The 20,804-nt window shown below is 71.8% G+C and carries 17 protein-coding genes; 11 read left to right on the forward strand and 6 right to left on the reverse strand.

Annotated elements, in window-relative coordinates:
• Window positions 1–37: 37 nt before the first annotated feature.
• Window positions 38–1,084: a LacI family DNA-binding transcriptional regulator gene (locus ISP_RS23710; RefSeq protein WP_013226377.1), complete on the reverse strand. Its 1,047-nt coding sequence runs from the start codon at window positions 1,082–1,084 to the stop codon at window positions 38–40.
• A 163-nt stretch (window positions 1,085–1,247) separates the two neighbouring features.
• On the opposite strand from ISP_RS23710, the gene ISP_RS23715 reads away from it, so the two are divergent.
• From ISP_RS23715 to ISP_RS23755, 9 genes are all read left to right on the forward strand, one after another.
• Window positions 1,248–2,765 (forward strand): sugar ABC transporter ATP-binding protein, encoded by a 1,518-nt coding sequence (locus ISP_RS23715; RefSeq protein WP_013226378.1) that lies wholly within the window; start codon window positions 1,248–1,250, stop codon window positions 2,763–2,765.
• Window positions 2,762–3,802, forward strand: a complete 1,041-nt coding sequence (locus ISP_RS23720) for an ABC transporter permease (RefSeq protein WP_013226379.1) — start codon at window positions 2,762–2,764, stop codon at window positions 3,800–3,802. Before ISP_RS23715 ends, ISP_RS23720 begins: the two co-directional genes overlap by 4 nt.
• Window positions 3,795–4,793 (forward strand): ABC transporter permease, encoded by a 999-nt coding sequence (locus ISP_RS23725; RefSeq protein WP_013226380.1) that lies wholly within the window; start codon window positions 3,795–3,797, stop codon window positions 4,791–4,793. Before ISP_RS23720 ends, ISP_RS23725 begins: the two co-directional genes overlap by 8 nt.
• 5 nt (window positions 4,794–4,798) lie before the next feature.
• Entirely contained in the window at window positions 4,799–5,860 is a 1,062-nt protein-coding gene (rhaS, locus tag ISP_RS23730) for a rhamnose ABC transporter substrate-binding protein (RefSeq protein ID WP_013226381.1), read from the forward strand.
• Window positions 5,861–6,008: 148 nt separating this feature from the next.
• Window positions 6,009–6,344, forward strand: a complete 336-nt coding sequence (locus ISP_RS23735; protein ID WP_013226382.1) for an L-rhamnose mutarotase — start codon at window positions 6,009–6,011, stop codon at window positions 6,342–6,344.
• Window positions 6,341–7,516, forward strand: a complete 1,176-nt coding sequence (gene rhaI, locus ISP_RS23740; protein ID WP_013226383.1) for an L-rhamnose isomerase — start codon at window positions 6,341–6,343, stop codon at window positions 7,514–7,516. The genes ISP_RS23735 and rhaI overlap by 4 nt, the downstream gene beginning before the upstream one ends.
• 2 nt (window positions 7,517–7,518) lie before the next feature.
• Window positions 7,519–9,537, forward strand: a complete 2,019-nt coding sequence (locus ISP_RS23745; protein WP_014467133.1) for a bifunctional rhamnulose-1-phosphate aldolase/short-chain dehydrogenase — start codon at window positions 7,519–7,521, stop codon at window positions 9,535–9,537.
• 16 nt (window positions 9,538–9,553) lie between these two features.
• A complete protein-coding gene (locus tag ISP_RS23750; RefSeq protein ID WP_013226385.1) occupies window positions 9,554–10,975 on the forward strand; it encodes an L-fucose/L-arabinose isomerase family protein in 1,422 nt (473 codons plus the stop codon).
• Between the two features lie 5 nt (window positions 10,976–10,980).
• Window positions 10,981–12,381 (forward strand): rhamnulokinase, encoded by a 1,401-nt coding sequence (locus ISP_RS23755; RefSeq protein WP_013226386.1) that lies wholly within the window; start codon window positions 10,981–10,983, stop codon window positions 12,379–12,381.
• 33 nt (window positions 12,382–12,414) lie between these two features.
• On the opposite strand, the gene ISP_RS23760 is transcribed toward ISP_RS23755, so the two are convergent.
• From ISP_RS23760 to ISP_RS23770, 3 genes are read right to left on the reverse strand one after another with little or no spacing between them, the layout of a single operon-like run.
• On the reverse strand, window positions 12,415–13,023 hold the full coding sequence (locus tag ISP_RS23760) for a response regulator transcription factor (RefSeq protein ID WP_013226387.1): 609 nt from the start codon (window positions 13,021–13,023) through the stop codon (window positions 12,415–12,417).
• A complete protein-coding gene (locus ISP_RS23765; RefSeq protein WP_230468919.1) occupies window positions 13,020–14,087 on the reverse strand; it encodes a sensor histidine kinase in 1,068 nt (355 codons plus the stop codon). Before ISP_RS23765 ends, ISP_RS23760 begins: the two co-directional genes overlap by 4 nt.
• Before the next feature lie 9 nt (window positions 14,088–14,096).
• Window positions 14,097–14,480 (reverse strand): hypothetical protein, encoded by a 384-nt coding sequence (locus ISP_RS23770; protein WP_013226389.1) that lies wholly within the window; start codon window positions 14,478–14,480, stop codon window positions 14,097–14,099.
• Window positions 14,481–14,595: 115 nt separating this feature from the next.
• Between ISP_RS23770 and ISP_RS23775 the strand changes: the two genes are divergently transcribed.
• Window positions 14,596–15,627 (forward strand): LacI family DNA-binding transcriptional regulator, encoded by a 1,032-nt coding sequence (locus tag ISP_RS23775; protein WP_013226390.1) that lies wholly within the window; start codon window positions 14,596–14,598, stop codon window positions 15,625–15,627.
• A gap of 257 nt (window positions 15,628–15,884) precedes the next feature.
• On the forward strand, window positions 15,885–19,103 hold the full coding sequence (locus tag ISP_RS23780; protein ID WP_013226391.1) for a TIM-barrel domain-containing protein: 3,219 nt from the start codon (window positions 15,885–15,887) through the stop codon (window positions 19,101–19,103).
• 59 nt (window positions 19,104–19,162) lie between these two features.
• Here ISP_RS23780 and ISP_RS23785 read toward each other — a convergent pair whose 3' ends face one another.
• Window positions 19,163–19,699: a DUF305 domain-containing protein gene (locus ISP_RS23785; RefSeq protein WP_013226392.1), complete on the reverse strand. Its 537-nt coding sequence runs from the start codon at window positions 19,697–19,699 to the stop codon at window positions 19,163–19,165.
• A complete protein-coding gene (locus ISP_RS23790) occupies window positions 19,696–20,628 on the reverse strand; it encodes a DUF1996 domain-containing protein (RefSeq protein ID WP_013226393.1) in 933 nt (310 codons plus the stop codon). Before ISP_RS23790 ends, ISP_RS23785 begins: the two co-directional genes overlap by 4 nt.
• Between the last annotated feature and the right edge of the window lie 176 nt (window positions 20,629–20,804).

The following is a 20,804-nucleotide window of genomic DNA, read 5'->3' on the forward strand; positions in this document are numbered from 1 at the left end:
GTAACCGGTAAGACGTCACAAACGATCAGCGGGTTGCTCAGCGCAGGGTCGAGGCGCGCACCACCAGTTCCGGGGTGAACACGACTTTCCGGTGTTCGTGGCCGGTTTCGGACACCTCCGCCAGCAGCAGTTCCACGGCCGTGCGGCCCAGCCGCCGCCGTGGCTGGCGGACCGACGTCAGCGGGACCGCGGCCGCCGCGGCGAACTCGATGTCGTCGTAGCCGACGATCGCCAGGTCGTCCGGGACGCTCATGCGCAGGTTGGCGCACGTCTGCAGCAGGCCGAGGGCGACCAGGTCGTTGGCGCAGAACGCGGCGGTCGGGCGCACCGGCGCCGGCAGTCCCGCCAGCCGCTCGCCCGCGCCGCGGCCGTCGGCCACCGTCAGCGCCGTCGTGGTCAGGTCGACGAGCTGGTCCGGGCCGAGCCCGGCGGCGGCCAGGGCCCGCAGCGCACCGAGCCGCCGGTCGCGGACCTGGCCGACCGTCGTGTGGTTGCCGACGAAGGCGATCCGCTCGTGGCCCTGTTCCACCAGGTGCCGCACGGCGATCTCACCGCCGTGGACGTCGTCGACCGCGACCGAGCAGTGCGAGGTGCCTTCCGGTGTGCGGTCGACGACGACCACCGGCGTGCCGCGGCGGGCGATCTCGCCCAGCAGCGGGGCGTCCGGGTCGACCGGCGTGATGAGGACGCCCTGGACGCGCTGCTGCTCGAGCCGCCCGAGGTAGGCCGCCTCCCGCGACGGCTGGTGCGCGCTGTTGCAGAGGAAGAGGGAAAGGCCGCCCTCGCCGGCGGCGTCCGCGGCGTCTTCCATGCCGGCCGCGACGTCGGTGAAGAACGGGTTGCTGCCGTCGAGCATGACGTAGGCCAGCACCCGGCTGCGCCCGGCCCGCAGTTGCCGCGCGGATTCGTTGCGCACGAAGCGGAGTTCGGCCATCGCGGCTTCGACCTTGGCCCGGGTCGCCGGGCTGACCCGATCGGGCCGGTTGAGCACGTTGGACACCGTGCCGAGGGAGACGCCGGCGGCCGCCGCGACCTCCTTGATGCCCGCCGCGCGCGGCTCGGCACCAGGCTCCCTGACCACCATCCGGCCCCCTCTTTGCTCAGCAGTGTTGAAACGTAACATCACCGCGAACGAGCTGGTGAAGATGCCATTCGGCCACGGCTGGGCCGATGCATTGACTTCTCGTTCCGCCGCATAGTAGCTTCACCGCACCAGATTTGTGAAACCTTTCAATCCGGAGGTCGCGATGACGCGGCAGGACCCGGGCCGGGCCCCTCTGCTGGAGGTGCGCGGCGTGACGAAGTCGTTCGGCGCGGTCGCGGCCGTCGCCGGCGTGAGCTTCGGGCTGCACGCGGGGGAGGCCCACGCGCTGGTCGGGGAGAACGGCGCCGGCAAGTCCACGATCGTGAAGATGCTGGCCGGGGTGCACAAGCCCGACGACGGCACGCTGCTGCTGGACGGCGAGGCGCGGGAGTTCGGCTCGCCCGCCGACGCGAAGGCCGCCGGCATCGCGGTCATCTACCAGGAACCCACGCTGTTCCCCGACCTGAGCGTCGCGGAGAACATCGTGATGGGCCGTCACCCGCGCAAGAGCCTCGGCCGCATCGACCGGGCGGCGATCCGCGCCGAGGCCGAGCGCCTGTTCGCCCGCCTCGGCGTCCGGATCGACCCGGCCCGCCCGGCCCGCGGGCTGTCCATCGCCGACCAGCAGATCGTCGAGATCGCGAAAGCGCTCAGCGCCGACGCCCGGGTGCTGGTGATGGACGAGCCGACCGCCGCGCTGACCCGGATCGAGGTCGAGCGGCTCTTCTCCGTCGCCAGGACGCTGCGCGAGGAAGGCGCGGCGATCATGTTCATCTCCCACCGCTTCGAGGAGATCACCGAGCTCTGCCAGCGCGTGACGATCATGCGCGACGGAAAGCCCGTCTCCACCGACGCCGTCGACGAGGTCACCGTCGACGAGATGGTGAAGCGCATGGTCGGCCGCGACCTGGACGCGCTGTTCCCCAAACAGGACGTCGAACCCGGCGCGGTCGTGCTGGAGGTCGAGGGCCTCGCCCGCGAAGGCGTGTTCCGCGACATCTCCTTCTCCGTGCGCGCCGGGGAAATCGTCGCATTCGCCGGACTGGTCGGGTCGGGCCGCTCGGAGGTCGTCCAAGCCGTCTTCGGCGTCGACGAGCGGGACGCCGGTGTCGTCAAGGTGAGCGGCAAGAAGCTCAAGCCGCACTCGTCGCGGGCCGCGATGGCCGCCGGGATGGCGCTCGTGCCGGAGGACCGGCGCCAGCAGGGCCTGATCATGGACCTCTCGATCGAGCGGAACGTGACGCTCCCACGCTCGCGCGCGCTCTCGAAGTTCGGCTTCCTGACCGGCGCGAGCGAGCGCCAGGAGGCCCGGCACTGGACCGAGCGGCTGCGCACCAAGTACCGCCGGCTCGGCGACCCCGTCGGCACGCTCTCGGGCGGGAACCAGCAGAAGGTCGTGCTGGCCAAGTGGCTGGCGATGGCGCCGAAGGTGCTGATCGTCGACGAGCCGACGCGCGGCATCGACGTCGGCACGAAGGCCGAGGTGCACCGGCTGATGTCGGCGCTGGCCGCCGAAGGCGTCGCGATCGTGATGGTGTCCTCGGAGCTGCCGGAGGTGCTGGGCATGGCCGACCGCGTGCTGGTGATGCGCGAGGGCCGGATCGTGGCCGAGCTCCCGCGCGCCGAGGCGACCGAGGACTCGGTGATGTTCGCCGCGATGGGGCAGGGGGCCGCCGCATGACCGTGACGAAGGAGGCCGCCGTGACTTCGCAGCCGACCGTCCACTCCGGACGATCGTGGACCGCGAACGTGCTGAAGGCCCGTGAATCCGGCATCGTGCTCGCCCTGATCGTGCTGGTCGCGTTCACCGCGACGCAGAATTCCCGGTTCCTGTCCGGGCAGAGCATCCGCGACATCCTGCTGGGTACGGCGATCCTGGCGGTGCTCGCCGTCGGGCAGGCGATCGTGATGATCACCCGCAACATCGACCTCTCGGTCGGTTCGGTGCTCGGCTTGTCGGCGTTCGCCGTGGGCACGCTGATGAAGGACCACCCGGGCCTGCCGGTGATCGCCGCCGTCCTGGTGGGGCTCGTCTTCGGGGCGGTGTGCGGGCTGGTCAACGGCGCCCTGGTGCGTTTCGGTCAGGTGCCCGCGCTGGTCGTCACGCTCGGCACGCTCTACGCCTACCGCGGGGTCAGCTACTTCTGGGCCGGCGGCCAGCAGATCAACGCCGACAAGCTGCCCGCGTCCTTTTTGGACTTCGGGACGGCGTCGGTGCTCGGTCTGCCGTGGCTGGTCCTGATCGCGCTGCTGGTCCTGGTCGTCGCCGGGATCGTGCTGCGCAGCTACCGCGCCGGCCGCGAGCTGTACGCGATGGGCTCGAGCCCGCAGGCCGCGCAGCTGGCCGGCATCCGGGTCGGCCGCAACACGAGCGCGGCGTTCCTGGTCAGCGGCGCGCTCGCCGGCCTGGCCGGAGTGCTGTTCGCCGCCCGGTTCGGCACCGTGGACGCGGCCGCCGGCACCGGCTACGAGCTGAACGTCGTCGCCGCGGCCGTCGTCGGCGGGGTGGCGGTGTTCGGCGGCAGTGGCTCGGTCTGGGGCGCGGGCCTCGGGGCGCTGCTGTTGACGGTGATCGGCAGCGCCTTGGCCGTGCTCGACATCAACCAGTTCTGGCAGCAGGCGATCGTCGGTGCGTTGATCCTGCTGGCCATCGGCGCCGACCGGCTCGTGGCCGTGCGGGTCGCGAAAGCTCTGAAGAAGAGGGATTCCCATGTCTGACCGAGGGAACCGGCTCGGCCGGCTGCTCAGCTGGGACGCCGCGGTCGTGCTCGTGACGGTGCTCGTCCTGATCGTCGCCTCGGGCGCCGTCGAGAACTTCGGCACCAGCCGCAACTTCACCTTCCTGCTGCTCGACCTGCTCCCGATCGCGCTGGTCGCGCTGCCGATGACGTTCATCATCGTCACCGGCGAGATCGACCTCTCGGTGGCGAGCACGCTCGGCCTGACGTCCGCGGTGATGGGGTCGTTGTGGAACGCCGGCCTGCCGATCGAGACGATCATCCCGCTCTGCATCGCGCTGGGCGCGGTCCTCGGCGCGTTGAACGGCTTCTTCGTCACCGTGCTGAAGCTGCCGTCCCTCGCCGTCACGATCGGTACGTTGGCGCTCTACCGCGGCCTGGCGTTCGTCGTGCTGGGCGACAGCGCGGTCGCCGACTTCCCGCGGGTCTACACGAGCTGGGTCACCGGGACGATCGGCGACGGCCCCATCCCGAACGTGCTGATCCCGCTGATCGTCGCCGCCTTGATCTTCGGTGTCGTGCTGCACGCGACGCCGATCGGCCGCGGGGTCTTCGCCGCCGGCGCGGGCGAGCAGGCGGCCCGGTTCGCCGGCATCCGCACCGGGCGGCTCAAGTTCTGGCTCTACGTCGTGAGCGGCGCGGTCGCCGGTCTCGCCGGGGTCCTGTGGACGCTGCGGTACTCCAGTGCCCGCGCCGACAACGGGTTCGGTCTCGAACTGGCCGTCGTGGCCGCCGTGCTGCTCGGCGGCGTGTCCATCTTCGGCGGCAAGGGCACGCTCCCCGGCGTGCTCGCCGGAGTGGTCCTGCTCGCCACGCTGCAGAACGCCCTGCGGCTGCAGGACGTTTCGAACGAGGCGCTCAACATCGTGACCGGCGTGCTGCTCATCGTGTCGGTCCTGCTCCCCAACATCGTGACTTCGGCCCGCACGGCAGTGCGTCGCCGTCGGCAATTGGCAACCCCCGAAAGGTGACGAAGATGTCCCGACGGTTCCTCACCGGCGCAGTGTCGGCCGGGCTGGTGCTGGTCCTGGCCGCGTGCAGCGGTACGACCAAGAACGACAACGCCGCCTCCGGCGCGAGTGAGTCCACCGCCGCGGCGAACCCGAACGCCGCGGCGAAGGAGGGCGTCAAGATGGCGTTCCTGCCCAAGCAGCTCAACAACCCCTACAGCGACATCGAGGTCAGCGGCGGCAAGGCGGCCCTCGGCGAGCTGAAGGGCGAGTACAAGCTGGTCGGGCCGAACGACGCCAGCGCGTCGTCGCAGGTCAGCTACATCAACACGCTGATCCAGCAGCAGCAGGACGTCATCGGCATCGCCGCGAACGACCCGAACGCGGTGTGCCCGTCGCTCAACCAGGCCCGCAGCGCCGGCATCAAGGTCGTCGCGTTCGACTCCGACGCCGCCAAGGACTGCCGCGACGCCTTCATCAACCAGGCCACCACCCAGGGCATCGGCGAGGCGCTGGCCAAGCAGGCCAAGGACCTCTCCGGCGGCTCCGGCGAGATCGCGGTGCTGTCCGCGACGCCGAACGCGACGAACCAGAACGCCTGGATCGACGTCCTGAAGAAGGAACTGGCCAAGCCGGAGTACTCGACCCTGAAGCTGGACAAGGTCGCCTACGGCAACGACGACGACCAGAAGTCGTTCCAGGAGGCCCAGGGCCTGCTGCAGTCGTTCCCGAACCTCAAGGTGATCGTCGCGCCGACGACCGTCGGCATCGCGGCCGCCGCGCGGTACGTCAGCTCGTCGAGCTACAAGGGCAAGGTCGCGGTGACCGGGCTGGGCACGCCGAACCAGATGCGCGCCTTCGTCAAGGACGGCACGGTGAAGCAGTTCGCGCTGTGGAACCCGGCCGACATCGGCTACCTCGCCGCCTACGCCGGCGTGGCGCTCAAGTCCGGCCAGATCACCGGCAAGCAGGGCGAGAAGTTCAAGGCGGGCAAGCTCGGCGACTACACGATCGGCGAGAACGGCGAGATCGTTCTCGGCCCGCCGACGACGTTCGACGCGAACAACATCGACAAGTTCAACTTCTGAGAGAACCTTATTCTGGTCAGGCCGCCGCGCCCCGCGCGCGTACTGCTGATTACCGCGAAAGTCATGCGGCGGCCGACGGCTGAATAAGGTTCTCACTCCCGGCCGGGTCGCGACGGGCGGCCCGGCCGGGTTCCACCAAGGACGGACTGTGCCCCGATACTGCTTCTGCCTGCAGGTCAAGCCCGACCGGAAGGCCGAGTACGCCGAGCGCCACCGCGCCGTCTGGCCGGAGATGCGGCAGGCCCTGCACGACACCGGCTGGCGCAACTACTCGCTCTTCCTGCGCGAGGACGGCCTGCTGATCGGCTACGTCGAGACCGACGACCTCGCCGCCGCGCAGGCCGCCATGGCCAAGACCGAGGTCAACACGCGCTGGCAGGCGGAGATGGCGGAGTTCTTCACCGGCCTCGACGGCAGCGCGCCCGACGAAGGGTTCCAGCTGCTCGAAGAGGTCTTCCACCTCGACGTCCGGGAAGGACAGTGATCGCCGTGGGCGACTTGACGGCCGTGAAGCAGGCCTTGCGGGCCCAGCGCATCGAGACGCCGTCGTGGGCGTACGCGAACTCGGGCACCCGGTTCAAGGTGTTCCCGCAGCCCGGTGTCCCGCGGACGCCGGAGGAGAAGATCGCCGACGCCGCGGTGGTGCACAAGTTCACCGGGGTGGCGCCGAGCGTGGCGCTGCACATCCCGTGGGACAAGGTCGGCGACTACGGCGCCCTGACCGCGTACGCGCGGGACCTCGGCGTCGAGATCGGTGCGATCAACACCAACGTCTTCCAGGACGAGGACTACAAACTCGGCTCGGTGACCAACCCCGACCCGGGCATCCGCCGCAAGGCGACCGACCACCTCCTGGAAGCCATCGACATCATGGACGCGACGGGCTCGCGCGACCTGAAGCTGTGGTTCTCCGACGGCATCAACTACCCCGGCCAGGACGACATCCGCGACCGGCAGGACCGGCTCGCGGCGGCGCTTCGCGAGACGTACGAGCGGCTCGGGGACCACCAGCGGATGCTGCTGGAGTACAAGCTGTTCGAACCCGCCTTCTACGCCACCGACGTCCCGGACTGGGGCACGTCCTACGCCCACTGCATCGAACTGGGGGAGCGGGCCACGGTGTGCATCGACACCGGTCACCACGCGCCCGGGACGAACATCGAGTTCATCGTCGCGTTCCTGCTGCGGGCCGGGAAGCTCGGCGCGTTCGACTTCAACTCGCGCTTCTACGCCGACGACGACCTGATGGTCGGGGCCGCGGACCCGTTCCAGCTGTTCCGGATCATGTACGAGATCGTGCGGGCGGACGCCTTGGACCCGGCGTACGGGATCGCGTTCATGCTCGACCAGTGCCACAACATCGAGGCGAAGATCCCGGCGATCATCCGGTCGGTGATGAACGTCCAGGAAGCGACCGCGAAGGCGCTGCTCGTGGACCGCTCCGCGTTGCGTGCCGCCCAGCAGGCGGGTGACGTGCTCGCCGCGAACGCCGTGCTGATGGACGCCTACAACACCGACGTCCGGCCGCTGCTGGCCGAGGTGCGGGCGGACGCCGGGCTCGACCCGGACCCGATCGCGGCCTACCACCGCAGCGGGTACCAGGAGAAGATCGTGGCCGAGCGCGCCGGCGGCACGCAGGCCGGATGGGGAGCATGAGGATGACCGTGCCGGAGCAGCTCATCGCGCGCAGCAACGCGCTGGGGGCCGACCCGCGCAACACCAACTACGCCGGCGGTAACACCTCCGCCAAGGGTGCGGTGACCGACCCGGTCACCGGTTCGCCCACCGACGTCCTGTGGGTCAAGGGCTCCGGCGGCGACCTCGGCACGCTGACCGAGGCCGGGCTGGCGGTGCTGCGGCTGGACCGGCTGCGCGCCCTGGTGGACGTCTATCCGGGCGTCGAGCGCGAGGACGAGATGGTCGCCGCGTTCGACTACTGCCTGCACGGCCGGGGCGGCGCGGCGCCGTCGATCGACACGGCGATGCACGGTCTCGTGGAGGCCCCGCACGTCGACCACCTGCACCCCGACTCGGGGATCGCGCTGGCCACGGCGGCCGACGGCCCGGCGCTGACCAAGGAGTGCTTCGGCGACCGCGTCGCCTGGGTGGACTGGCGACGGCCGGGATTCCAGCTCGGCCTGGACATCGCCGCGGTCAAGGCGGCCAACCCGCAGGCCATCGGCGTGATCCTCGGCGGCCACGGCATCACGGCGTGGGGCGCCACTTCGGAAGAGTGTCAGCGAAACTCGCTGGAGATCATCCGGACGGCTGAAGAGTTCCTCACGTCCCGGGGTGCTCCGGAGCCGTTCGGGCCCGTTGTCCCCGGGTTCGAAGCGCTGCCTTCGGATGAGCGGCACGCCCGAGCGGCCGCGTTGGCGCCGGTGATCCGCGGGCTGGCGTCGACGGACCAGCGCGTTGTCGGCCACTACACCGACAGCGACGTCGTGCTCGAGTTCCTCTCCCGCGAGAAGCTCCAGCCGCTCGCCGCGCTGGGCACGTCGTGCCCGGACCACTTCCTGCGCACCAAGGTCCGGCCCCTGGTCGTGGACCTTCCGGCGATCGCGCCGCTGGAGGACGTCGTCACGCGGCTGAAGGAGCTGCACGCGGAGTACCGCGACGCCTACCGCTCCTACTACGAGCGGCACGCCGACGCCGATTCGCCCGCGATGCGCGGTGCCGACCCGGCCATTGTGCTGGTGCCCGGTGTCGGGATGTTCTCCTTCGGCAAGGACAAGCAGACCGCGCGGGTGGCGGGGGAGTTCTACGTCAACGCGATCAACGTCATGCGCGGCGCCGAGGCCGTCTCGACCTACGCCCCGATCCCGGAGAGCGAAAAGTTCCGGATCGAGTACTGGGCCCTCGAAGAGGCGAAGCTGCAGCGGCTGCCGAAGCCCAAGCCGCTCGCCGGGCGGATCGCCCTGGTCACCGGGGCCGGGTCGGGGATCGGCAAGGCCATCGCGCAGCGGCTCGCGGCCGAAGGCGCCTGCGTGGCCATCGCCGACCTGAACGGGGACGCGGCCGCGGAGGTCGCCGCGGAGATCGGCGGGACGGCGGTCACCGCCGACGTCACCGACGCGGCGGCGGTCCAGGCCGCGGTGAACACGACCGTGCTGGCGTTCGGGGGCATCGACCTGGTGGTCAACAACGCCGGGCTGTCCATCTCGAAGCCGCTGCTGGAGACCACCGAACGCGATTGGGACCTGCAGCACGACGTGATGGCGAAGGGCTCGTTCCTCGTCGCGCAGGCCGCGGCGAAGGCCATGATCGACCAGGGCATCGGCGGGGACATCGTCTACATCTCGTCCAAGAACTCGGTGTTCGCGGGCCCGAACAACGTCGCTTACGGCGCTGCGAAGGCCGATCAGGCCCACCAGGTGCGGCTGCTGGCGGCCGAGCTCGGCGCCCACGGCATCCGGGTCAACGGCGTCAACCCCGACGGCGTCGTCCAGGGTTCGGGCATCTTCGCCGGGGGCTGGGGTGCCCAGCGCGCCGCCGTCTACGGCGTGCCGGAGGAGAAGCTGGGCGAGTTCTACGCCCAGCGGACCATCCTCAAGCGCGAGGTGCTGCCCGAGCACGTCGCGGCGGCGGTGTTCGCCCTCACCGGCGGCGACCTCACCCACACCACCGGCCTGCACGTGCCGGTGGACGCCGGGGTGGCCGCCGCGTTCCTGCGCTGACTCCCGGAGGAGACCGATGACCCTGGATCGCATCACGCCGCGCAAGACCCGCGTCGGCCTCGTCTCCGGCGGGCTCGGGGCGTACTGGCCGCAGTTCCCCGCGCTGCTGCCCCAGCTGGAGGCGTCCGCGCGGCGAGTCTCTTCGCGACTGTCCGAACTGGACTGCGAGGTGATCGACGCCGGGTTCGTCTCGGACGCCGGCGAAGGCGCGGCTGCGGCGGAGAAGCTGCGGGTGGCCGGCTGCGACCTGATCGTCGGCTTCCTCACGACGTACCTGACCTCCAGCATGCTGGCGCCGGTCGCGCAGCGGTCGGGGGCGCCGGTGCTGCTGCTGAACCTGCAGCCCACCGAGGCGATGGACCACGAGTCCTTCGACACCGGCGCGTGGCTGGCCTACTGCGGCGCCTGCCCGCTGCCGGAGATGGCCAACAGTTTCCGGCGCCTGGGTGTCGAGTTCCGCTCGGTGTCCGGGTACCTCGACGACGAACGCGCGTGGACGCGGATTTCCCGCTGGATCAAGGCGGCCGGGGTCCGGGCGGCGCTGCGGCACGGCCGGCACGGCCTGCTCGGGCACCTCTACCCGGGCATGATGGACGTCTCCACCGACCCGACGCTGGTCTCGGCCCAGCTCGGCGGGCACGTCGAGATCCTGGAGGTCGACGACCTGCGGGTGCGCGTGGAGAAGGTCACCGACGACGAGACCGCCGCGCGCGTCGCGCTGGCCCGCGAAGTGTTCACTGTGGACGAGTCCGTTGTGGACGAAGACTTCGCCTGGGGCGCGCGAGTTTCGGTGGCCCTCGACCGGCTGGTCGAGGACTTCTCGCTCGACTCGCTGGCCTACTACCACCGCGGCCTCGACGGCGAGACCCACGAGCGCGTCGGCGCCGGGTTCATCCTCGGCGCGTCCCTGCTCACCGCGCGCGGCATCCCGGCGGTCGGCGAATACGAACTGCGGACCTCCCTGGCCATGCTGGTCATGGACCGCCTCGGCGCCGGCGGCTCGTTCACCGAGCTGCAGGCGCTGAACTTCCGCGACGGCGTGGTCGAGATGGGCCACGACGGCCCGGCGCACCTCGGGATCAGCGCCCGCAAGCCGCTGCTGCGCGGCCTCGGCGTCTACCACGGCAAGCGCGGCTGGGGCGTGTCGGTGGAGTTCGACGTCAAGCACGGGCCGGTGACGCTGTGCGGGCTCGGCCAGCGCCGCGACGGGAAGTTCACGCTCATCGCGTCCGAGGGCACGGTCGTTCCGGGACCGCTGCTGCGAATCGGCAACACGACTTCCCGCGTCGACTTCGGCTGCGACCCGGGTGAGTGGACCGATGCCTGGTCCGCCGGCGGCATCGCGCACCACTGGGCGCTCGGCACCGGCCACCGCGTCGCCGAGCTGACGGCCGTCGCGGACCTCCTCGGCCTGGAGCTGACGGTGGTCCGCCCGTGAAGAGAGTGGCGGCCGTCGACCTCGGCGCGTCCAGCGGGCGCGTGATGGCCGGGACGGCCGGCCCGTCACAGCTGACGGTCGAGGAGGTGCGGCGTTTCCCGAACAGCGGCGTCCGCGCCGGGCCGGCGCTGTACTGGGACATCCTGGGCCTGTACCGCGAGACCCTGGCCGGGATCCGCGAAGCCGGGCGCCTGGACGGCGTCGGCATCGATTCCTGGGCGGTCGACTACGGGCTCCTGGACGACCGCGGCGCGCTGCTCGGCAACCCGGTCCACTACCGCGACTCGCGCACCGAGGGCGTGCCTTCCCGGGTCGCGTCGAAGGTGGCCGCGCGCGAGCTCTACGACGTGACGGGGCTGCAGCAGCTGCCGTTCAACACGCTGTACCAGCTGGTGTCCGAAGGCGCCCGGCTCGAGGCGGCGTCGACGCTGCTGCTGATCCCCGACCTGCTGAACTACTGGCTCACGGGCTCGATCGGCGCCGAGCGCACGAACGCGTCGACCACGCAGCTGTACGACGTCCGCGCGCGAACCTGGGCGGCTTCGCTGGCCTCGCGCGTCGGTATCCCGCCGCGGCTGCTGCCCCCGTTGCGCGACCCGGGGACGGTGGTGGGCACGGCGGCCGAGCTGTCCGGCCTGCCGGTGGTGGCGGTGGGCTCGCACGACACGGCGTCGGCGGTGGTCGCGGTCCCGGCGGCCCCGGGGACGAACTTCGCCTACATCTCGTCGGGCACGTGGTCGCTGGCCGGGCTGGAGCTGCCGGCGCCGGAGCTGAGCGACGCGGCGCTGGCGGCGAACTTCACGAACGAGGGTGGGGTCGACGGCACCATCCGGTTCCTGCGCAACGTGATGGGCCTGTGGGTGCTCTCGGAGACACTGCGCACGTGGTCGTGCCCGGAGGACCTCCCGGCGCTGCTGACCGCCGCGGCTGCGTCACCCGCGTTGGCGGCGGTGGTGGACATCGACGACCCGGCGTTCCTGCCTCCGGGCGACATGCCATCGCGGCTTTCGGCGGCCTGCCGCACGACGGGCCAGCGCCTGCCATCCGGCCGGGCGGCCGTGGTCCGCTGCATCGTGGACAGCCTGGCCCTGGCCCACCGCCGGGCGATCCGCGCCGCGGCCCGCGTTTCCGGCCGTCCGGTCGACGTGATCCACCTGGTGGGCGGCGGGGCCCGCAACGAGCTGCTGTGCCAGTCGACGGCGGACGCGTGCGGAGTGCCGGTGCTGGCGGGCCCGGTCGAGGCGGCGGCGCTGGGGAACGTGCTGGTCCAGGCCCGAGCCTTGGGAGAGGACCTGCCGGATCTGGCGGCGATGCGGGCTTTGGTGCGCGAGACGCAGGAGATCCGCCGTTACGAGCCATCGGGCACCGCGGACTGGGCGGCGGCGGAGGCTCGGCTGCACCGCTGAGGCGGCTTGCCGCTCGGTCGGGCGTCCTGCTTGCTACAGCCAGCCGCGCTCGTCCGCCATTCGCACGGCTTCCACCCGGTTCCGCGCCCCCGTCTTGGCAATCGCCGCCGACACGTAATTGCGCACGGTTCCCTCGGACAGGTACAGCCGCGAGGCGATCTCCGCGATCGTCGCCCCGCTTCGCGCCGTGATGAGGACATCGCGCTCGCGGGCCGTCAGGGGCGACTCGCCCGCCGCCAGCGTGGCCACCGCCAGGGCCGGGTCCACCACCCGCTCTCCCCTTCGGACCCGGCGGATCGCGTCGGCGAGCACGTCGGCCGGGGCGTCCTTCACCACGAACCCGGCCGCGCCCGCCTCGATCGCGCGCCTGAGGTAGCCGGCGCGGCCGAACGTCGTCAGCATGACGATCCGGCAGTCCGGCACCTGCGCCGCCAGCACCGCCGCGGCCGCCAGCCCGTCCAGGCCGGGCATCTCGATGTCGAGCAGGGCGACGTCGGGCCGGTGCTCGCGCGCCGCCGCGACGACCTCGTCGCCGCGGCCCACCGAGGCGACCACCTCGAAGTCGTCCTCGAGGGCGAGCAGGGCGCACAACGCCTCCCGGACCAGCGCCTGGTCGTCGGCCAGCAGCAACCGGATGGTCATACCGTCACCCGCAGCCGCCACCCGCGCGGGTGCAGCGGCCCCGCCGAAAAGCCGCCGCCGGCCGCGAGGACGCGCTCGCGCAGCCCGTCGAGCCCGGAACCCCCGCTCGCGGCCCCGCCCACGCCGTCGTCGACGACCTCCACTGTGGACGCCGAGAGCGTCACCGAACACCGCGTCGCCCGCGCGTGCCGGGCCACGTTGGTGAGGCCTTCCCGCACCACCCACCCGAAGAGTTCCTGGTGGGCCGAGCCGACCACGTCGGTGGCCGTCGGCAGGTCCGCGGCGACCCCGCACGCGCGCAGCAGCTCGCGGCCGCGGGCGAGCTCGCCGGCCAACGTGACCTCCCGGTAGCCCGACACCGCCGCGCGCACGTCGGTCAACGCCTGCCGCGCCAGCGTCTCGACCGCGGCCATCTCCTCGCCCGCGCGGGCCGCCTCGGCCGTGACCAGCCGGCGGGCCAGGGTGCTCTTCACCGTGATCGCGGTGAGCGAGTGGCCGAGCAGGTCGTGCAGGTCCCGGGCGATCCGGGTCCGTTCCGCCTCGGAGGCCAGCCGCGCGACCTCGGCGCGGGCCTCGACGAGGGCGGTGTTCGCCCGGATCGCCTCGGCGAACGCCGAGACCATGAGCACGGTGAACACGAGCGCGACCGCCTGCGTCCACCCGGGCCCGCCCGGCCACGGCCCGAGGACGGCAGCGAGCGCGGCCGCCGCCACCAGCCCGAACGCGACGCGGCGGGGGAGCCGCGGTACGGCCAGCGAAAGGACGACGGCGGCGAGGAAGAAGGCGTCGGCGTGCGCGAACGGGATCGCGACGGCGAACAGCACGGCGCACCCACCGGTCAGCAGCCAGAACGGCCTGGCCGCCCGGCGGGCCGCCGCGGCCGCGGCGAGCAGGTACCCGACGGCGAACGCGGCCACGACCAGGCAGCCCACGAAGGCGGCGGTGCCCGCGGAATGCTGCAGCACGCCCGCCACGGTCACGCCCGGGTAGACGAGCAGGCCGGCGTCGAGCAGCCGCAGCCGCCAGCCGCGCACCCAGCGCTGCACGTCGCTCGTCCCGTCCACCACGGCACGCTACCGCGCCCGCAACGCTCGGCCGTTGACCAGCAGGGTGACCCCGAGCAGGAGCACCCCGCAGGCGGCCTGCTCGATCCGCAGCCACAGCGGGAACAGCCCGGGCAACACGACGATGACGACGATCGCCACCAGCATCACCGCGGAGACGATCCGCAGCCGCAGGAGCCCCTTGCGCGAGCCCCGGGCGGCGCTGCGGGCGAAGGCGAACGTCAGCAGTGAACTGGCGACGACGATGGTGGCGCGCACCCAGACCGCGTCGGTCACCATCGCGGGGTGGTCGCGGAACAGGACGATCACGACGAACGTCAGGACGGAGAGCGCGACGTACGCGCCGGTCAGCAGCAGCACCGGCCGGAAGCCGGCGGTTTCGGTTCTGGTCATGGCGGAAATGCTCGTCGCGCGGGCAGCGGCAAGGCAGTGCCGTCCCGCACCGGCCACCCGTGACATTTGTCAGCGGTACCGGGAGAGCGCTCTCACAGCGTGCTAGAAAGGACTGGTGACGACGCAGCCGCCCACCCTGGAGGACGTCGCGCGGGTCGCCGGCGTCTCGCGCGCCACGGTGTCCCGCGTGGTGAACAGCGTGCGCAACGTCGACCCGAAGCTGCGCGAGACGGTCGAGCGCGCCATCGCCGACACCGGGTACGTCCCGAATCGCGCGGCTCGCTCGCTGGTCACCCGGCGCACCGGCGGGATCGCGCTGGTCGTGTCCGAACCGGAGCGGCACGTCGAGGCGTTCACCGGCGGCGTGTTCGGCGACCCGTTCTTCGGCCGGGTCGTCGAAGGCGTGCTCGCGCACCTGCGCCCGCGGGGCCTGCACCCGCTGCTGATGCTCGTCGACAGCGACGAGGAGCGCGAGAAGCTGGTGCCGAAGCTGCGTCAGGAGCAGGTGAGCGGCGTGCTGCTGATCTCGCTGCACCCGGCGGAAGACCCGCTCCCGCGCATGCTGACCGGCGCGGGCGTCCCGACGGCGTTGTTCGCGCGGCCGGGCCGCCCCGCACCGGTCTGCTACGTCGACGTCGCCCACCGGGACGGCGCCCGGCTCGCGGCCGGCCGGCTCGTCTCGCGCGGCTGCCGCCGCGTCGCCACGATCGCGGGCCCGGCGGGCACCCCGGCCGGGCAGGACAGGCTGGCCGGGTTCCGCGACGCGATGGCCCGCCACGGTCACGCGTACGTCGCGGTCGCCGAGGGCGACTTCACCGAACGGGGCGGCGAACGGGCGATGGAGCGCCTGCTCGCCGAGGACCCCGAGCTGGACGGCCTCTTCGTGGCCAACGACCTGATGGCGTACGGCGCGCTGACGGTGCTGCGCGAGGCCGGCAAGCGAGTCCCGGACGACGTGGCGGTGGTCGGCTTCGACGACAGCCGGGTCGCGCTCAGCTGCCGCCCCCGGCTCACCACGGTCCGCCAGCCGGTCGAGGAGATGGGCGCGACGATGGCCCGGATGGTGCTCGACCGCATGGCCGACCCGGCCCTGCGCGCGGAGTCGGTGATCTTCGACCCGGAACTGGTGGTCCGGGACTCGGCCTGACCGCTGGTGTCCGCGTGTCCGAGGTTCGTTGACAGCTCTCCTGACGGCGGCTGGTCCGATGCAGTGAATGACTCATTCCTGGCGTCCGACGCCAGGAATGAGTCATTCACTGCATCGACGCCGGCACCGGCGTGACCGGCCGCTGATCTGTCCGGGACAAGTTCCGGACAATGGTCTGGACATCGGGCGATTTGCTGTGCTCAGCTTTCCAACGTTGTAACGCCGCCGAGTCCCCTTCACCGGAACGGAGTTCCGCCGTGCGGACCAGAACAGCGAGAACCATCCGGCGGGCCTTCGCGCTCGTCGCCGCCGGGAGCGCCGTCGCGGCGGTGACCGTCGCGACGCCCGCCGTGGCCGGGCCTGCGCGCCAGACCGTCGCCGCCGGGAACGCCCGCTTCCAGGTGCTGTCCCCGACCGTGATCCGCGCCGAGTACGCGGGCGACGGCCGCTTCACCGACGCCGCCACCTTCAACGCCGTCGGCCGTGGCGCCTTCACGCCGACGTCGTACACCAGCACGGTTTCGGGCGGCGTCCTCACGATCAAGACGAGCGCGGCGACGCTGACCTACCGGCTGAACTCCGGCCCGTTCGACGGCGGCAACCTCGAGATCCGCACGAGCGCGGGCGCGACCCCGGTGCTCGCGGCCCCCTGGCACCACCTGACCTGCGCCGCCGGTGCCCGGTGCGAGGCCGAAGACCTCACCACCGACGGGCTCGGCATCGCGACCGACCACTCCGGCTACACCGGCGAAGGCTTCCTCGCCGGGTTCGAGAGCACCGGGAACTCGGTGACGGCGGACGTCCTCGCACCCACCGCGGGGACGTACTCGGTGACCGCGCGCTACGCCAACGGCCAGGGCGGCGACGGCCAGTACGTCACGCGCACCCTGAGCGTTTCGGTCGACGGCGGCGCGGCGCAGAAGCTCACCCTGCCCGTGACGGCCGACTGGAACGCCTGGGCCTTGGCCTCGGTGCCGGTCACCCTCGCCGCCGGGCACCACAGCGTCCGCCTCGAGCGGACCGCGGCCGATTCCGGCGACGTCAACCTCGACGGCCTGGCCGTGCTGACCGCCGGTGCCGCCTTCCCGCCGGCCTCGGCGCGCGCGTTCACCGGCTGCCCGGCCGGGACGAGCTGCGAGGCCGAGGCCGGGCTGCGCTCGGGGTCCGCCGTCGTGGCGACCGACCACACCGGGTACGCCGGGCGCGGGTTCGTCGCCGAGCTCAACCGCGGCTCGACGCTGACCCACCGCGTCTCGGACGTCCCGGCCGACGGCACCTACCTGCTGCACGTCCGCTACGCCAACGGCACCGGAGGCGACGGCCGTCACGAAATGCGCACCGCGGCTGTCACCGCGAACGGCGTCACCCGCACGCTGACGCTGCCGATCACCGACGGCTGGGACGCCTGGAAGAGCGCGTCCGTGCCGGTGGACCTGAAGGCGGGCACGAACGACGTCGTCCTCGGCTGTCCCGAGGACACCAGCTGCCACGTCAACGTCGACACCGTCGCCGTCACCCCGGCCGGGGGCACGGCGCCGCCGCCGCACCTCGCGCTCGGCGGCTACCGGCGCGGCCTCGACGGCGTCAACGGCGACAACGGCACGCCGTCGACCACCGAAGGCCTCCTGCACCAGGACGGCTGGTACCTGCTCGACGACACCATCTCCGCGCTGTACGACCCGCAGACCCGCGCCGTGACGCAGCGGCCGTCGCACGGCGGAAACCCCTACCAGGACGGGTACCTCTTCGCGTTCGGCCACGACTACAAGGCCGGGCTGCGTGATCTCGCGACCCTGACCGGGCCGCCGCAGCTGCTGCCGCGCTGGGCCTACGGCGTCTGGTACTCCGAGTACATCGACCGCACCGCGGCCGACTACCGCGATCGCATCCTGCCGCGGTTCCGCAGCGAAGGCGTCCCGCTGGACGTCCTGGTGACCGACACCGACTTCAAGGCGCCGGACACGTGGAACGGCTGGCAGTTCGACACCGCGAAGTTCCCCGACCCGGCCGGTTTCTTCGCCTGGTCGAAGGCCCAGGGCCTGCACAACAACCTGAACATCCACCCCAGCATCATGGGGTCGGACCCGCAGTTCGCCCGCGCCCAGGCGACGGCGAAGGGCAAGCTGGCCAAGTCGAACTGCGGCACCGACTGCTACGTCTTCGACTGGGGCGACCCGGACCAGCTCAAGGCCTACCTCGACCTGCACGCGGGCATGATGAAGCAGGGCAACGACTTCTGGTGGCTCGACTGGTGCTGTGACGCCTCGCGCTCGAGCCTGCCCGGCGTGACCCCGGACGCGTGGATCAACCAGCAGTACGCCGATCTCGCGGCTCCCGCGACCGGCCGCGGGTTCGTCATCTCGCGGGCGTACGGCTCGCTGCAGGCGGGCGGCTACGGCGGTCCGACGGGGCTGGCGACGGGGCCGTGGGCGGACAAGCGCAGCACGCTGCACTTCACCGGCGACACGTCCTCGACGTGGGGAACGCTGCGGATGGAGGTCGGCATCACGCCGGCGGAGTCGGCGGCGACCGGCATGTCGGCGATCAGCCACGACATCGGCGGCCACAACGACACGACGGGCCTGCGCGGCAGCGAGACCTACACTTCCGGCGGGCAGCAGCACCAGACGGCCAAGCTGCCGGACGACATGTACGCGCGGTGGGTGCAGCTCGGCACGTTCCAGCCGATCGACCGCCTGCACAGCAACCACAGCGACCGGCTGCCCTGGCAGTACGGCGACGCGGCCAAGGCGTCGGCGACGAAGTTCCTGAACCTGCGGGAGAACCTGGTTCCCACCACCTACACGCTGGCCCAGCAAGCGGCGACGACGGGCGTTCCGGTGGTCCGCCCGACGTACCTGGAGTACCCGGACGAGCCGGGCGCGTACGCGGCGGCCCAGAGCGAGTACTTCTACGGGCCGGACATGCTGGTGGCACCGGTGACGTCCCCGGGCACTTCGGCGACGACGTCGGTGTGGTTCCCGCCGGGGCAGTGGACGGACTACTTCACCGGCAAGACCTACGCGGGCGGGACGACCCAGCAGGTGACGTCCGACCTGGGCACGATGCCGGTGTTCCTCCGCGCGGGCGGCATCACGGCCACGCGGACGGCCGACGTCGCCAACGACGTCCAGAACCCGCTGGACCGGGCGACGGTGACGGTGGCGCCGGGCGGATCCGGGACGTTCTCGCTGTATGAGGACAACGGCGTGTCGTCGTCGCGTTCGTCGTCGACGAAGATCACCTACAGCGAGTGCTCCGGGGCGCACACGGTGACGGTGTCGCCCGCGCAGGGCTCGTTCCGGGCGGCGCCCCGCGAGTGGACGGTGAAGTTCCTCGGCGTGGCCGCGGCCCCGAGCCGGGTGAAGGTGGGAACCGGCTGGGCGCCGTCGACGGCGTGGAAGTGGGACGCGGCGACGAAGACGCTGACCGTGACCGCGCCGGCCCACCCGGGCCCGGTGACGGTCACGTACTGAGCCTTCCGGAGCCGGAACTGCCGTCGAGGCCACGGATCCCGTGGCCTCGACGGCTCGTCTCACGCGGTCTTCGGGAGCACCTCGCTTTCCCGCGTCCCCTCGGCGCCGACCTCCCGGGCCAGCTCGCGAGTCTCCGCGTCCGCCCCGGATGCCTGTTCACCCCGGGCCAGCACGACGAGCTGGGCGGCGTGCGCCCGCAGCAGCGCGACCAGCCGCCGGTCGAACCCGGAGCCCTGTTCGGTCCGCAGCGCCACCAGGTCGGCCGCGGTGACCATACCGGGCATCCGATGTCCACTGTGGACATCGCCGGCCGGCAGCCCCGCCCGGTCGCGGACGGCTCGCAGGCGGGTCAGCAACCGGTCCTGAGGTCCAGAGCAGGCTTCGGCCGCCGAGCGGACGGCCGCGCTCGCCGTGTGCTCCGGCGCCAGCCGGGCCGCGGTCAGGGCGTTCTCCGTCATCGGCACCACCAGCTGCAGCCAGGCCACGTCGGTCGGGTTGAAGGCCTGCGGGGTGGTGGTGGGGGCCGGGGCGGTGGTGGTGGCGCAACCGCCCATGATCAGCGCCACCACCGCCGCCCCCAGGACCAGCCGTCTCACGGACGGCCGGGCAGCCGGTAGTTCGGCCCGAGCACCCCGCCGCGATCGGGCTTGTAGAGGTCGAACCCGCGCGGGTCGCACTGCAGGCCGCCGTTGATGCAGTGCTTCACCAGCGCCGCGAGCGTCTCGGGGTCCCACGCGTTGAAGAAGTCGTAGTGCCACGAGTACCCGCGCCCGCTGGCCAGGTGGACGCCGGACATGTCGCCACTGACCGGGAACGCCATCTTGAACTCCAGCATCGGCACGGCCACCGGGTGGTCGGCCGGGCACGTCAGCGTCGCCCGGTCCGGGTACGCCAGGTGGCTCTTGTGGTCGGCCGAGTCCAGGTGGACGCCGTCCCAGCAGCTCGGCGCCTGGTAGCGGATGTTGAGCTGGCTGCCGTCGACGCAGTGCACCGGGATGTCCCAGTTGTGGAAGCTGTCCCCGCACTCCCAGCCCTCGATCGCCCCGGGCGCGTGCTGGAAGTCGTCCTGCGTCGCCGTGACGCTCCCGGCGACGTACCGCAGGCCGGGCGGGAACGGCACCACCTTCGTGTAGTCGAGGATGCCGGACTTGTAGTAGACGACCTGCGCGAAGTTCGGCAGCACCACCTGGTTCCCGTTGTACACCGTCGGGAACCAGTACGCGGACAGGTCGTCCGGCGCCAGGCAGGTCGTGTTGCCGACGCCCGCGCCCTGCAAGGATTGCAGGGTGGTAGCGGCGTTGGTGGTCTTGTTGCCGAGGAAGGTGTGGTCGTGCGAGGCGCCGGGCAGCCCGGGGAAGACGATCGGGTCGTCCGGCTGGTGGTGACTCGGGGAGCAGTTGACCTGGAACTCGTGGTGGGTCACCAGATCGTCGGCCCCGGCGGGCGACCAGGTGGCCGCGGTCAGGAAGGCGCCTGCCAGCACGGTGGCGGCGGTGCAGGCGAGGAGCGCGGCTTTCGTTGCCAAGGGTCCTCCACGGTGAGGGTGCCAAGGATGGGAGAGCGCTCTCCCACAGCATGCGCAGCTGGGTGCGACCCTGTCAAGGAGTCACCCCTTCGCCGCTCGGACAGTCATTGTCGGGATTACCGGCGATCCTTGACAGGGCGGGGGCGCGTGCCGAACCATCGGTCGCGCTGGAGAGC

The organism is Amycolatopsis mediterranei, assembly GCF_026017845.1.
GTDB classification, from domain to species: domain Bacteria; phylum Actinomycetota; class Actinomycetes; order Mycobacteriales; family Pseudonocardiaceae; genus Amycolatopsis; species Amycolatopsis mediterranei.

What these genes read in the sequence shown, in the direction of transcription:
- ISP_RS23725 (WP_013226380.1), top strand. Translation starts at nt 3,795, where the DNA reads ATGTCTGACCGAGGGAACCGGCTCGGCCGGCTGCTCAGCTGGGACGCC.
- rhaS (WP_013226381.1), top strand. Translation starts at nt 4,799, where the DNA reads ATGTCCCGACGGTTCCTCACCGGCGCAGTGTCGGCCGGGCTGGTGCTG.
- ISP_RS23710 (WP_013226377.1), bottom strand. Translation starts at nt 1,084, where the DNA reads ATGGTGGTCAGGGAGCCTGGTGCCGAGCCGCGCGCGGCGGGCATCAAG.
- ISP_RS23750 (WP_013226385.1), top strand. Translation starts at nt 9,554, where the DNA reads ATGACCCTGGATCGCATCACGCCGCGCAAGACCCGCGTCGGCCTCGTC.
- ISP_RS23745 (WP_014467133.1), top strand. Translation starts at nt 7,519, where the DNA reads ATGACCGTGCCGGAGCAGCTCATCGCGCGCAGCAACGCGCTGGGGGCC.
- ISP_RS23760 (WP_013226387.1), bottom strand. Translation starts at nt 13,023, where the DNA reads ATGACCATCCGGTTGCTGCTGGCCGACGACCAGGCGCTGGTCCGGGAG.
- ISP_RS23715 (WP_013226378.1), top strand. Translation starts at nt 1,248, where the DNA reads ATGACGCGGCAGGACCCGGGCCGGGCCCCTCTGCTGGAGGTGCGCGGC.
- ISP_RS23770 (WP_013226389.1), bottom strand. Translation starts at nt 14,480, where the DNA reads ATGACCAGAACCGAAACCGCCGGCTTCCGGCCGGTGCTGCTGCTGACC.
- ISP_RS23720 (WP_013226379.1), top strand. Translation starts at nt 2,762, where the DNA reads ATGACCGTGACGAAGGAGGCCGCCGTGACTTCGCAGCCGACCGTCCAC.